10 protein-coding genes are annotated in these 13,963 nt (G+C 44.4%); 4 read left to right on the forward strand and 6 right to left on the reverse strand.

The window, feature by feature from the left end:
* Nucleotides 1–1,437 precede the first annotated feature (1,437 nt).
* Both AC2204_RS12340 and AC2204_RS12345 read left to right on the forward strand, forming a co-directional pair.
* A complete protein-coding gene (locus AC2204_RS12340; RefSeq protein WP_318925850.1) occupies nt 1,438–2,148 on the forward strand; it encodes a helix-turn-helix transcriptional regulator in 711 nt (236 codons plus the stop codon).
* 255 nt (nt 2,149–2,403) lie between these two features.
* A complete protein-coding gene (locus AC2204_RS12345; protein ID WP_318925851.1) occupies nt 2,404–2,574 on the forward strand; it encodes an addiction module component in 171 nt (56 codons plus the stop codon).
* Between the two features lie 94 nt (nt 2,575–2,668).
* On the opposite strand, the gene pdxH is transcribed toward AC2204_RS12345, so the two are convergent.
* Complete coding sequence (pdxH, locus tag AC2204_RS12350; protein ID WP_318925852.1) at nt 2,669–3,304, reverse strand: pyridoxamine 5'-phosphate oxidase; 636 nt, start codon at nt 3,302–3,304, stop codon at nt 2,669–2,671.
* 245 nt (nt 3,305–3,549) lie between these two features.
* On the opposite strand from pdxH, the gene AC2204_RS12355 reads away from it, so the two are divergent.
* Both AC2204_RS12355 and AC2204_RS12360 read left to right on the forward strand, forming a co-directional pair.
* Nucleotides 3,550–5,364: an ATP-binding protein gene (locus tag AC2204_RS12355; protein ID WP_318925854.1), complete on the forward strand. Its 1,815-nt coding sequence runs from the start codon at nt 3,550–3,552 to the stop codon at nt 5,362–5,364.
* Complete coding sequence (locus AC2204_RS12360) at nt 5,364–6,716, forward strand: sigma-54-dependent transcriptional regulator (RefSeq protein WP_318925856.1); 1,353 nt, start codon at nt 5,364–5,366, stop codon at nt 6,714–6,716. The genes AC2204_RS12355 and AC2204_RS12360 overlap by 1 nt, the downstream gene beginning before the upstream one ends.
* Nucleotides 6,717–6,957: 241 nt before the next feature.
* Here the strand turns inward: AC2204_RS12360 and AC2204_RS12365 are convergent, their stop codons facing one another.
* From AC2204_RS12365 to AC2204_RS12385, 5 genes are all read right to left on the reverse strand, one after another.
* Nucleotides 6,958–8,616 carry a flagellar assembly protein A gene (locus AC2204_RS12365; protein WP_318925858.1) on the reverse strand — a complete coding sequence of 553 codons (1,659 nt, stop codon included), beginning with the start codon at nt 8,614–8,616 and terminating at the stop codon, nt 6,958–6,960.
* Between the two features lie 511 nt (nt 8,617–9,127).
* The gene (locus AC2204_RS12370) at nt 9,128–9,520 is read right to left on the reverse strand and encodes a hypothetical protein (protein WP_318925859.1); all 393 of its coding nucleotides are present in this window, start codon (nt 9,518–9,520) and stop codon (nt 9,128–9,130) included.
* 340 nt (nt 9,521–9,860) lie between these two features.
* Nucleotides 9,861–10,601 (reverse strand): phosphatase, encoded by a 741-nt coding sequence (locus AC2204_RS12375; RefSeq protein ID WP_318925861.1) that lies wholly within the window; start codon nt 10,599–10,601, stop codon nt 9,861–9,863.
* An 18-nt stretch (nt 10,602–10,619) separates the two neighbouring features.
* Nucleotides 10,620–12,845, reverse strand: a complete 2,226-nt coding sequence (locus AC2204_RS12380) for a tRNA(Met) cytidine acetyltransferase TmcA (RefSeq protein WP_318925863.1) — start codon at nt 12,843–12,845, stop codon at nt 10,620–10,622.
* 135 nt (nt 12,846–12,980) lie between these two features.
* Nucleotides 12,981–13,955, reverse strand: coding sequence for a ParB/RepB/Spo0J family partition protein (locus tag AC2204_RS12385; protein WP_318925864.1), 975 nt, complete (start codon nt 13,953–13,955; stop codon nt 12,981–12,983).
* Nucleotides 13,956–13,963 lie beyond the last annotated feature (8 nt).

The following is a 13,963-nucleotide window of genomic DNA, read 5'->3' on the forward strand; positions in this document are numbered from 1 at the left end:
CATTTCAATTAATAAAATAACGCTGAAGGCCCTACTCCATACGGCTTCTGCGGGATAAATCCGATTTCCCGGATCTTTACCTTTTAATACCAGAAATCTGACCTAAATCAGGTTAAACTATAATTAACAATAACTTAAAAATAAATACTACTTGATCATGCTTCCGCATTAAACGGCTCATTGCAGGCACAACACATTTACACATTTCGCCAAACATGATCCTGCCTTGATCACGCTTCCATATTTTCCTGGATCATCATTCAGGATCCCGCTTGATCATCGTTCCAGTTGAAATGACATGGCCCGTTATTTATCTCTACTTGATCATCGTTCCGGCAGAGTGGCCGCCCCCACGCGTCCAGATCTACCATGTAACAATGAGATATCGTCATAACTCCCAGTACTCTATATCTGTACAGCGTGCTAACTTCCTTATGATCTATTGAGATCCTGCGGTTTGACTAAAGTCGGGCCATTTTTTAGCAATAAAACGCGCCTCAGGTGCTACGATTTACCGTGCTCGCCAGGATCACAAGCTATTTTATTATTCCAACAGCAGATACTTGATCATCGCTCTACCCTTGATCATGTTTTCGGGAATATAACGGGATTATTGCTATGTTTTTAATTTTGAATTGACGGTTTACTGGGCAGGCGTCGAGCTGTCGGCGCCTTTATCATATTCGCTGATTCTCCTTCTATTGAAGAAAAATGTGTCGGTCGATACCATATTACTTATTCGTCACCAGCTTCAATATCTCGGGGCTTTTCCTCTGTATTCATAACTAGGCAACATCTACAATAATAGTGGTGGCAGGCTGTTTCCTCAATTGACCAAGCTGTTTTTAAGATACTCTATGTGTCAGTTGCCACTCTGTTTGGCGCTCATGGCTACCGTTTTCTATTCGAATAACCAATCGGATAGTCCGCATAAAAAACCGGGTGTTTTAATTCATCCCTTTGTTTTTAATTCCCATAGGACAAGATGAATAGTATTGATGTATAAGATAAACATAATACATAAGCCAAGCGTATCTCATGATCAGTAAGACTCACAATAATAAGATTCTGTCAATAGGTGATTTCCCCCCTTCTTTGTTAGCGCGCGATTGGCTATAGTTATCTCGTAGACAGGGAATGTACTTCACTGTGAACTGTCTGCAGTATCCAGCATTGGATACATGCCAATGAAGTTGCTTTGATATAAACCCTCATATCAAAGCATCAAACTTAATTGGATACCTCTTCTACACGTCGTACAGGATTGTGCTCTTCGGAGTCAAACTCTTGTCTTTGCCGGTCTTATAGACCGGCTTTTTTTTTATCAATACAGACCATTATGCCTAATAATCCGGCACATGAATTGTGTTACATTTACCCTGCCTACTAATTTACCTACAATCAGATTTATCTGAGCGATAGCGTTAGGCGAGAGCAGTGAAAGACAAAGTCGATCCATCCCTTCTACATATTTTTAATCAACTCCCTGGTTGCTGGGGCTGTAAAGATAAAGACTCTGTATTTGTTTATGCAAATGAAGAGTATGGAAAGATTATTGGTCTCGACCATCATTTAGAATGTATTGGCAGAACAGATTTTGATATGCCAAGCCCGACAATAGAATGTGCCGACTCTTTCCGGGAACAAGACTTCCAAGTGGTCTCATCAGGACAACGCATGCGGGTACTCGATATTCACCCCTATTCGGATGGCAGCTGGCGTGCGCATTTATTCACTAAAACACCTTGGAAGAGTGACGAAGGTAATATATTAGGCACTATTTTTTCTGGGGTTGAACTAAAAGACACGGCCATTTTAGAAGTGGGGCATTGGATTTGCCGGGCTGCCGGGCTGAATAAAAAAGACCAAGCGTCTTTTAGCTTAGATCTGCATAATCAAAAAGTCGCGATAAACACCCGCGAATCTGAAGTCCTGTTTCTATTGCTGTATGGAAAAAAGCCGCAATATATTGCCAAGGTACTGAATGTTTCGGTTAAAACCGTTGAGAACTATGTACTTCGCCTACGCGAAAAGTTTAATGCTAATTCGAAGGGAGAGCTCATCGATCTGGCGTTAGATCTCGGCTTTGGCTCGCATATCCCTGAAAGCATGCTAAAAAGCCAACTGTCGGTCATTCTAAAAGAATAGATCACCTCACAATGCAGGTTCGACGAGAATCTCGCGTTATGAGGTTGGTCTAGCGTCAACAATAACCAGCAGTGTCTCTTTTCTGCAGAATGAGTTTTACTTTTTGAAACCATTTGTTCAGAAAATCATTTTTCAGATCAAATTTTAGCTCGTTGTTTATTTATACAATCGCTGCGAATGTATTTAGCCATGATGAAACATGGCTGTCAGTCGTAACCAGTCAGGTTATGTACCAGAACCACTTTGGCAGAAGATATGAAACAATTCACTATCACTTACGTTGTACATCCACACTTTAATATTCCGTTTAAATACGAAATAATGGCAAGTAATGAGATTAACTCCATTCGAGATGCAGAAAAAGCGCTGACGGTACGCCATCCAGAGGGAGTAAGCATTGTTACTTCCAATGAAGCCGTCTTATAAAAGATGTCCGTATAATAAAATCACAGCGATACGATAATTGCATAAAAAAAGTGTAGCGACATAACAGCTACACTTTTTATTTAGAACCAAACCACTAAGGCGCTAATCGTTCAATTGTCCATTCTGATGCATCTTTAGAATATAAGAAACGGTCATGAAGGCGGTGCTCTCCCCCCTGCCAGAACTCTATCGAATTGATTTTCACACGATATCCGCCCCAGAATGTCGGAACAGGCACATCACCCTTAGCAAATTTTTGTTTCAGCTCCATAAACTTCCCTTCCAGGGCCTGACGCGCTGAAATTCGGCTGCTCTGCTTGCTTGCCCATGCCGCAATCTGGCTTTCTTTCGGACGTGATGAAAAGTACTTCATTACTTCAAGTGTCGACAGCTTTTGTGCTTCTCCGGTCACATGCACCTGACGCTCAATAGGATGCCACGGGAAATGCAGACTGATCTTAGCATTGTGGCTCAGATGCAGGGCTTTGCGGCTACCCAAATTGGTATAAAACACAAAACCGTCTTGATCAAAGTGTTTCAGTAAAACAATACGCTGAAAAGGTTGTCCGTTTTCATCCACTGTCGCGACAGTCATCGCGGTAGGATCAGTAATTTTCGCATCAATTGCTTGTTTTAACCATTTTGCAAATAAAGACAGTGGCTCATCTGGTAAATCATGGCGACGTAATCCACCTTTCGTGTACTCACGACGAATATCAGACAATTCCATTGTTATCTCCGCTTATTAAACTTGAGCCGATATGGCATTTTAAGAAATTGTGCGCTTTGCCAATAGGAAAAACAAGCACATTAAAGTTGTTTGGGTATAACACATACTCAGTAACGCCACTTATATCTTTCTGAGCCATTTTTTGCTTCCGGAGGTCGAAAACATCAAAGCTCTGCAAGCCAGTTCGTGTTTTGGCATCGCGAAATTTGCTATTTTGCACTACTAAAAATGATCGGAATGATCCTGTGCAAAAAAACAAATTTTCCAGCCTTATTATTTTTCTCGGCCTGATCCTGGCCGCGCTCATCGCCAATATTACCTACCAGCAAGTTAAACAGCATTTATCAGAAAGAATTACTAACGATGTCAGTCAACTCGGTGAGAAGCTCGATGCCCAGCTATCACGATATAGCAAATTACCGGAAGTTTTAGCCAATGACCCACGTCTGATTTCGCCACTCATGGCTGATAATCCCCCCCATGCTGCTGTTGTTGCCCACGACCAGCAAATCAGTTTGCTGTTGCAGGAATGGGCAAATAAATTGAATGCCGATACGATTTATTTAATCAACCGCAGCGGTGATACGCTGGCGGCCAGTAACTGGCAAAATAAAAGCAGCTTTGTCGGGCAGAATTATGCTTATCGTCCTTATTTTCAAGATGCAATGCGTGGCAAACTCGGCCAGTACTTTGCTTTGGGTGTCCGCTCAGATAAGCGCGGTTATTACTTTTCCGCCCCGATCTACCAACAACAGCAGATCATTGGGGTTCTGGTGATAAAAGTTGATCTGTCTTTGGTTGAAGATATCTGGCAATACGATCAAATCGAATATGCCATTACCGATCACCTCGGCGTGATTTTCTACAGCTCAGAAGACAGTTGGCTATACCGATCTCTGGTTGTGCTTACCGATGAACAAAAGCAACAGGTATTCTCTTCGCGTCAATACGGCCAGACAAGGCTGGAGCCGTTAAGTAATTTACCTCTCCTGACTGAATTTAATCAGCAGGAAATCAGCAATATCACCATTCCCGGAGTCAATCAAAGCGAAGCCTTTCTGTTAGCCAGCCACAATATGGAACAAGCGGGATGGACTATTTATGGCTTTAACCCGATTAACGCCGCGTATCGATATGTGGTTCAGGCACTGTTCGCCTTCACAGTCTTTTACATGCTGCTTTGTCTAGCTGTTATGTCCTGGTTTCAGACTTTCACAACCAAAAAAGAACTGGCCCAGCTCAATGATAAGCTTGAACAGCTGGTGACTGAACGTACCCATAATTTGATGGAAACCAACCAGCAGTTGCGCGATACCATTGAGCAATACGAACACAGCCAGGCGGAATTGAAACAGACACAGAGCGAACTGGTCCAAGCGGCCAAACTTGCATTGCTCGGAGAGCTGTCAGCAAGCATTAATCATGAGATTAATCAGCCTCTTGCAGCGATGCGGACTTACGCGGAAAATACCCGGAAACTGTTGCAAAAAAATCGTTATGAAGCTGTCGCCGGTAATATTGACGAGATCATCAATCTGAATCTGATGGTGTCGGACATTATCTCGCGGTTCAAAGTCTTTGCCCGGAAGACAACCGAGAACAACAACCGTACGGTGGCCGCCGACTCTATTCGCTCTGCTGTCAGCCTGCTACGTAATAAATTAATTAAGCAAGGCGTGATCTTACGCCTTGGTGAGCTGCCTCCCGATCTGCTGGTTCGCGCCGATGCGGTTCAATTTGAACAGGTACTGGTCAATGTGCTGCACAACGCCATTCAGGCTCTTGGCGGTACAAGCTCTCCCCAAATTGGTGTCCAGTTAAAACCGTTCGCGGAGGTGGTCGAAATACGGATCTGGGATAATGGCCCGGGCTTGGATGATGATCAGAAAAAACGTATTTTCACCCCTTTCTTTACGACTAAAAAAGAGGGGCTAGGGCTAGGGCTAACCATTTCAAGAAGGATCATAGATTCCTTCTCCGGTAACCTGACTATTGAGGATCATTATAGTGGTGGCGCAGAATTTGTTATTACTCTGCCCCGCTGTACCGAGGATGTGTAATGAACAAGCAAGTAATTTTTATTGACGATGAGAAGCCAATCCGCGATGCATTGGGGCAAACATTAGAACTTGAAGACTACGACGTAACACTCTTTGCCAGTGCCAAACCGGCTTTAGAGATGCTGGAGAGCCACTTTGGCGGTGTTATCATCTCCGATATCAATATGCCCGGTATTGATGGGATCAGCTTTTTAAAGCGTGCGCTGGCTATCGATCCCGAACTGTCGGTCATTTTACTGACCGGTCATGGGGATATTTCGACGGCTGTTGATGCTATGCGAAACGGTGCCTATGATTTTCTGGAAAAACCATTCTCGACAGATAACTTACTTGATGTTGTTAAACGAGCAGGCGATAAGCGTGAATTGGTACTTGAAAATCGCGAATTAAGACGCGAACTGGAAGCGCAAAGTGGACCCGGTCCTCGTATTCTTGGTAATAACCCTAAAATAAAACAATTAAGACGGATCCTGACGCACATTAAAGACACGCCTGCTGACGTGATGATCCATGGTGAAACGGGAACCGGTAAAGAGCTCGTCGCACGCTTCTTGCACGATCACAGTATTCGCCAGAATAAACCTTTTGTTGCCATTAACTGTGGCGCTATTCCTGAAACCATGATTGAAAGCGAGTTATTTGGTTATGAATCAGGGGCATTTACCGGCGCTCAGAAAAAGCGGGTCGGTAAAATAGCTTATGCCAATGGCGGAACGCTGTTTTTGGACGAAATAGAATCAATGCCAATGCTGTTGCAAATAAAACTCTTGCGAGTACTGGAAGAGCGTAAGGTTGAACCCCTAGGCACCAACCAGGCTATCGATCTCGATATTCGAATTATCGCGGCAACAAAACAGGACCTAAGACTGATGGGCGAGCGCGGTGAGTTTCGCCAAGATCTTTACTATCGCCTGAATGTTGTCAGTGTTGACATTCCGCCATTACGGGATCGCAAAGATGACATCCCGATGCTGTTTCAGAACTTTAGTCGTTCAGCCACAACTCGCTATGGCATCGAGCCGCCTACGATTAGTTTGGAACAACAACAAAAATTACTTGAACACGATTGGCCTGGAAATGTAAGAGAGTTACGCAACTTGGCTGAACGCCTGGTCTTGATGGGCGAGACTTCTGGCTTAAATGATGATGGTCAAATCAGTGATGATCCGCTTACCCTAACGCTGACAGATCGACTCCATCAATTTGAGTTTACGTTACTCTGTGATGCACTAAAGCGTCATAATGGCCGTTTAAAAGAAGTTCAGGAAGAGCTTGGACTCGCGCGTAAGACCCTGTACGACAAAATGAAAAAGCACGGTATTGATAAAGACGATTTCAAGATAACTCTCTAACGGCTAGTGCCTGTTAATGGCCTTCATGTTAACGGGACTGGTGCAATCAAAGCGCAAAGCTTGTCGGCAAGGCCGCCATGCCTTATAGACGAAAATATCTAAATGAAGTGTTCCGCCAACATGCAGCGATTTAGTTAATCAAATCAAAAAATGCCAGCAAGAAGGCTATTTACAGTGTAAATCTAACATCAACAATGGAGCATGCCTCACCTTATTTACACTGTAAATCCTGCGAGGCTGGTTATAAAGGCGATAACTCAAGGAGCTGTTCTTTGTAGATGATCTTACACGGACCATGCTCCTGACTCACATTCATGACTAATTTTTCAAGTCGACAGTTCACACCCGTATACAGATGGTTAAACGCTGTAATTGATACAGCCCTGCGCAATTCATCATATTCACTCTTTAAGCAAGTATAATGCGCTTTTAGCGATTTAATTTTCTCTATATGTCGGGTACGCGTATCAATCACTTTCTGCACTAATTCTGCCGGGCGCTTAGATTGTGGGATTTTCAACAGTTTCTGCTGAGCGACATGAATTTTTTCCATTTTTTCTCGGTGATGCTCAAGAGACTTATATGTATCAGCCAACTGCCGACGCAAGACATGGTAATTATTGAAAGCCGTAATTTCAGTTTGTGTTCCGGCCGTAGCGCCGATATTAACGGCTTTAACACTGTAACCAGCATGAATAGTACCGCCGCTTAATGTACCGTGCCGTTTTGACGAATCGCAAACAATCACTTCACCTTGTGTCCGGATCTGACAATGAAGTGCATGGAGCGAAAAGGCCACATCTTGTCCCGCATCTATCTCAACATACTGAGCAAACTTGGCGGAAACTTTTCCACCCGACTTAATATAACAGGTTAGGTCCTTATCTTTCTGCTGTTGCCTGCCGATCAGCCCGTCAGCAACCACAATGTCACCGCCAGCCCTGAGTTCTGCTAACTCAACCACGCCGGTGATCGTAATACTGCCTGTCGCGATTACCTTCATGCCAGGCATAACGTCGCCATTAATCACCACACAACCATCAAAATTAACATGGCCAGTATTGACATTGACACCTTTGAGGATCAATGCATCATCAACTTGCATCCCATTACCTTTGATGATCGGCATACCGGCTTTTGACGCGACCAGTAGATTTTCATTAGTGTCACTGATTTCAGTACCTTCACCGACATCAAAAGTGATCTCTTTACCCGGTACAGCCGCAAGTTCGTTGCCAATAACATTAAAGCCGGACACCCCTTGCGTTGCGGGAATACGGCGCATAATGGCCTCGCTCGCTTTCACTGTTACCATCTCACCCAAATTCCGCATATCTACGCGGCCATCATCTGTTGCCTGCGGCTGTAACACACGATGACTGGCATCTTCAACTAAAGGCTCAAACTGACTATCAAGACCGTTCTCCGGAAGTCGGCCAAAAGCAACAGGTAAGGTAAACTTCTCGCCAGGCTCCAACTCGTGAGCTGTAGATAAAAGTTCCTGTAATTGATTCTTTCGAATACCTTTAATGATGTGATGTTCTTTCAGTGCCTTCACAAGAGTATTACCGGCCACAGGTTCACCGCCATAAGCACCGACAACGGTAATTGAGGCCGTCATTAAATCCGCTTCGGTTTTTACCAAAAGCATCGCATCTCTTTTTTCAGCAATAAGCAGACTTGTCGGCTCAATGGTTGTGTCATCTGATACCGGTGAATTTAAGATCTCCAACGCAGATTCAATCGCATTCTCAAACAAAAAGAAATGACTTGCCTGATGATCAGCAATAGCAGCATAAATATCGACGCGTTTGATTTCCATCTCTGAGCCTTGCTGTGGTCGGACAAGGATAGAAATACTGTGACCATCTTGAGACAGCTGCAGAAGCTGTTGCGACATAGAGAAACTCCTTCACTCTAGTGCGAATTTTAACCATCAGGGCGGTAATGTAAGGCAATGATATTTGGTGAAATATACCATCATTTTAACCTATAGTTGAGCACTTGATGTAGAAGTGAGTTCACACTTCAGATAGAGACGGGATGATTTAATTAACGATATTCTCAATATCGTCGTACAGGCATGGATAAAGACTTGATGGCATATGATTATTCTAAAAATTGACAGCAAACACAACAAAAACGGGTGGAAATCCCCCCTAATGATTTTAACGTTGGGTGACTATCTACTCGTTTATTTTTATATCATAGTTGTATCTGAATTATGAAGCTACGTAATCCATTGAAATACATAATATAAATAATCAAATAGGTTAGCTGTTACTCTTGGCACAATAATCGCTATACAAAAGTTAACAATCTAGGACCTCTGAATAAAGCTTGCTGTTCTTCCCCCCGATTTTAACAGCAGGTCAGTCCTTTTTAATGCCCCGACACTCGGGGCATTTTTTTTAAATGATGTCAGAGACCAAAAACATCAGTTCTTTGTCTGTCAACCAATTATTTTGATGGAACTCGTAGCGAAACAAACCACCGCTAGCAGTACTCGAGCTCCGCTCGGTGAGGTAACCATCAAGAAGCGGGATCCCTTGCAGGCTCAATTCATAAGAAGCATTGGTATCCATCGCAGTTGCAGACTCTAGAATCATACTGTTTTTACTTAACCGAACAACAGAGATCCTGGCTCCGACATCATGGAGATTAGAGTCGGTATAGATTTCATGCTTACGAATACGTGCGGCCAGACCACCGTTATTCAGTGTATAAGTCAGGTTGGTACGAAAAGAATGAACTGGTTCAAACAACCGCTTTAGCGCTTGGCTTTGGACTTTTACTAAGCTCATAACCCCCCCTCATGACGTTCATTTATTTTTTGCCTCAATAACACCGATCAAGCAAGAATGATATTGTTCGGTCAAACTGCCGCTAACATGACAATTCAGATTAAATCCGAATAAAATGAACACCATAAAATAGATAATGCCTAAGACTTTTAACTCTAGACTAAAATCTCAAAATAGGTGAAATCCAGTGTTGATAATTCCGCTCGCTTTAAATTGTCGTATTTTGTTATAACCACTCGACGAAACAAGTGTCTTTACGAGAAAAGAAGGATTTACAGTGTAAACCAAACAGTAGGATTCCTGATTTACACTGTAAATAAGAGAGGAAAGGAGGAAGACATTACAAATCAAAAAACTCAGCAATGGCGTGTTGGCCACGCTCTTGAAGGAAGTCTAGAAAACACTTGGGATGATGCGTCACTACACGTTCCAACGGAAAGTTCACTTTTTTAAGCAAATGGCGTACATGGGTGAAGTTACCAACATCATCAGCAAAATGTGCATCCGAGCCCGTGGTAATTCTGCCTCCCATCTCTTTGACAAAAGCGGCAATATCTTCACAACGCAGCTCGCTTCCTTGACGAGAACCACAAAGTGACGAGTTATTTATCTCAATCAACACATTATGTTTTGCCGCTGAAGTGATGACAGCTTCAAAATCAAAATCAAAATTGGGATTGCCAAGATGACCAATCGCATCAACTCGCCCTGACGCAATCATCTTGAGCAAAGCCTGAGTGTGGGTATGTTTATCAGCCGGACGAAAAACGGGCTCATGTAAGCTGCCAATCACCCAATCGAGCTGATCGGTAATTCGCGGGTCAAGATCGATCTCACCATCAACATTGATAAGATTCGCCTCAACACCGCGCAAGATTCCGACGCCATGAAGAAAGCGAGGTAATACTCGCTGATTGGCAAAATGCCAAAAATGCGGTGCGCCGGGCATGGTTGGCGCGTGGTCTGTCACGCAAAACAACGCCAGACCTTTCTGTGAAGCGGCCTGTGCATTTTCTAAAACCGTACTATAAGCATGACCGCTTGAAATAGTATGGGTATGTGTATCAACCAAAAACTGCATAATATCTTATTCCCACGATTAACACTGATATGATTGAGCAACGAGATCCCGTAATGCTTGCTCCGCACTTTTGCGGCTCGCAAAGCCAAAACGCTGTACGATCAATTCCCAACTTTGCTTTTGCAACACTTTTGCCACAGCCATTTCGGTGGCTGCATTTAACTGCAATGAAGGCTGGCAAAGAAACTCGCTAAGCCATGCTTCCAGGCTCGCAACTGCCAGATCGTAGCCCAAACCTCCGCGTATATAACTTACTAACTGTAACCTTACCATAGGGGATAAGACAACATCCCCACGCGGTTCATTATGGCAGCAAGCAACTGCGCGCAGGTCGGTGACACTGTGGCAAAGAGAGTATTGATAGAGAGGAACAAAAATGGATGCATCTAGCATCCGAAATTGTTCGACGCGCTGAACTAAAAAATTGGCAGCAAATAAAGCAACAGCGGTATCGAACCAAGACAATGAATCTTCAGATAAGGGTAATACAGCTAACAGCGAATGTGCACCACTGGCGGCATCTTTCATGACCCCTAACCGAACCGGCGAATAACCCGCTTGCTGCCAGAAAGAAAGCAGCTCACCAGCAACGCCAAAACTGGTTCCTAAGTAATCCAAAGACTGAACGTCTGCCCATTGTCTGACATGCGCTAACAAAGCCGTACCGATGCCATATTGCTGGCAGTCAGGATGAACGGCTATTCTGAGTATACGCGCGCACCGTTGACGGGCTGCTTGAGCTAACCCAATATGTGCTGCAATAGATTGCGCCAATAAATGGCCTTTCGGACGACGTTTTCCCAACATGATCTGTTCAGCAAACTGGGTATCAAATCCACCTTCAAAAGAAAGCAAACAGCAACCGACAATATTACTTATAATCAAATCTTCTTCGGTCTCGGAATGATGTCCAGAGCCTGGCTCACTGATTGGCTCCACGGACTCAGCAACAACAAGGTGCATGGCAGGATCGTCAAGTAGCTGGCTAATATCAGACGGTGTCGTCTGATAATGGGCATTAACCAGCAGCCCAAACAACTGACTCAATCGCCGCTGGTCAGCAATCAACGACGCCGTCGATAACACCCGATATCGTATCTGGCTAGATCCCATCACAACAGAAACTTCGGCGGGCTCGGCTTCTAACATCAATGCCTGAAACACCCATTTTTCAAGTGGGTCATGTCTGGCCCAGCGGATAGGCTGGGATAAACTGTACTGACGCCATTGCGGTGCATGCTGGTCTAGCTGTTGACGAAACTTAATCGCAAATCCGCGGCCAGTGCCTTCATAGCCATGAATAGTCGTTGCAAAGGTAACCCGGTTATATCGAGTCAGTATCTGATTCAGCAGAGGAGCAGGAATCGCCGCGGCTTCATCGACAATTAAAAAATCAATTTCTGGCTTGTCAGCCGCAGAATTCTTCGATAGTAGGGCATCAGGCGCAATAAACGTCAGCTCACTGTGTTGATATATGAGATTTTTCTGCTGATGAAAAGGAATATTCAGCGAGCGGGCAGCTTGAGCAAACAACGTATTGGCATTGGCAAATGCCGGGGACGTGACGGCAATTTTGATGTTTCGCTCGCGCATCAAACTGGCGGCAGCAATACCGAGTGCCGATGATTTTCCACGGCCGCGATCAGCCGTAAGCACCAATGGTCGTTTGCGATGTCCGGTCACAACCCGCCGGATCGCCTCGACTGCATTTTTTTGCTCCAGGGTCAGACACCCAAACGTCTCATCAAAATAGTCCTCATCTACAATACCTGGCATTGGCAGCAGTGGTAGCGAACAATTTAACTGATCATCAGCAAAGAAAGGGGACTGTCGGAGATGCAAGACGTCAGGTTGTGCGCATAAATGCGCTAACCGCTGAATGAATGGGAGCTGTGCCTGTGTTTCATCAAACCAAGCGTGCGGAACCATTAACAACAACAGGCCACCGCCGGTCACCGTGCCGGATAACGCCCCAAACGCATCCGCATCAAAACCAGGATGCGCGTTATACACCAGACAATCCGTTTCCTGTCCCAGCACCTTTTTTGCTTTTTTCAATGGCAGTGAGGCTATGTGCTCAGGGGCATTATCGCCAGCCCAGAACGTCCGGTGATAGTGAGAGAAAAAAATCTGACTAGCCTTAGTCGCCCAGTTAAGATCGCCATCTAACACCACTAAATAACGGCAATTGGCCTCTTTTGCCTGAGCTGCTAACCGAGAAGCAAACTGATAAAGTTCCGACATGATGATACTCATTATTTAATGGATTTGGTATTTAACTACAACACCGCGATCATATACCCAAATCCCTTCAAGATGCAGCCAATAAAAAAACCACGCTAAAAAGCGTGGTTTAATGATTAAGCTCGATTCATTGAACTACTTCAGGAAATCACTCAGATAAGCAAGGATCTCATCAACTTGCTTTTCAGTCATCTTCTTCAGTTTCAATTGTAACTTGTCACCGTCACGGGTATACGTCGCTTTCCCTTTAACCAGCTCCTGTGCTTTTAGCTTTTCAACCACTACTTTTGGCTGAAGAGCGTCGCCCATTTGCTCAAGTTTCATCGTTACTTCACGGGTAATCCGGGTAATACCCTGCACGTTGATCTGTTGCCATAAAGGACTGTCAACCGATGTCAGCTGCTCAATCAATTGCTGCTGATCTGTCTTTTGCAATCCAAAATAAATACGATGCAGCTTCACAATCGTCGGACGGCCTAATTCACCGACACTCGGATAAGCCATCAACAATTCCATTGGCAAAGTGGCCGCTTTCAATGCCCCGCTTACCAGCGCTTCACTGCACTGGCAATATTTGGCTAATTCTTTTTGATCGGCAACCTTGCCATTGGCCAGCAATTCTTGCATCTCTTTACCACGTTCATATAAAGACAGTGGTTTATGAGCATTCGCAACATCAGACAGGAACTTGGCATGTTCACTATTAATGCCCTTCGCGACATAAACTAAGAAGTCCTTGCTTGCCAGAATACATGACATACGACGGCGGCTGCCGTCCAGAACTTCAATTCGGCCATCATCAAGCCAGCGTCCCACTGCAGGATATTGCTGACCACGATCTTTCAACGTCGTCAGAATATCAGCGAGCGCATGCTCGTTTAAAAAAGCTTGCTCACGGGCATTTTCAGCGAAAACCTGAGTTTTTTCTTTAACCTCAGCCGCATTAATTTTAACTAATTCAAACGCGACGGTACCTTCGCCGGCAACCGCAAGCTCAATAACAGCGGCTTTATCACGTACTGCCGTTTGTGCTTCCGCGGCATTGGTAGCACGACGCTTATCCGCTTTGCCAAACAGACGAGCATTGAGATCTTTGGTTTTAATTGTCATCTGTCCTT

Source organism: Photobacterium sp. (assembly GCF_057456235.1).

Bases quoted from the DNA above. Each gene is read 5' to 3' on its own strand.
- AC2204_RS12345 (WP_318925851.1), top strand. From the start codon at position 2,404: ATGAAACAATTCACTATCACTTACGTTGTACATCCACACTTTAATATT.
- pdxH (WP_318925852.1), bottom strand. From the start codon at position 3,304: ATGGAATTGTCTGATATTCGTCGTGAGTACACGAAAGGTGGATTACGT.
- AC2204_RS12360 (WP_318925856.1), top strand. From the start codon at position 5,364: ATGAACAAGCAAGTAATTTTTATTGACGATGAGAAGCCAATCCGCGAT.
- AC2204_RS12365 (WP_318925858.1), bottom strand. From the start codon at position 8,616: ATGTCGCAACAGCTTCTGCAGCTGTCTCAAGATGGTCACAGTATTTCT.
- AC2204_RS12370 (WP_318925859.1), bottom strand. From the start codon at position 9,520: ATGAGCTTAGTAAAAGTCCAAAGCCAAGCGCTAAAGCGGTTGTTTGAA.
- AC2204_RS12375 (WP_318925861.1), bottom strand. From the start codon at position 10,601: ATGCAGTTTTTGGTTGATACACATACCCATACTATTTCAAGCGGTCAT.
- AC2204_RS12380 (WP_318925863.1), bottom strand. From the start codon at position 12,845: ATGTCGGAACTTTATCAGTTTGCTTCTCGGTTAGCAGCTCAGGCAAAA.
- AC2204_RS12385 (WP_318925864.1), bottom strand. From the start codon at position 13,955: ATGACAATTAAAACCAAAGATCTCAATGCTCGTCTGTTTGGCAAAGCG.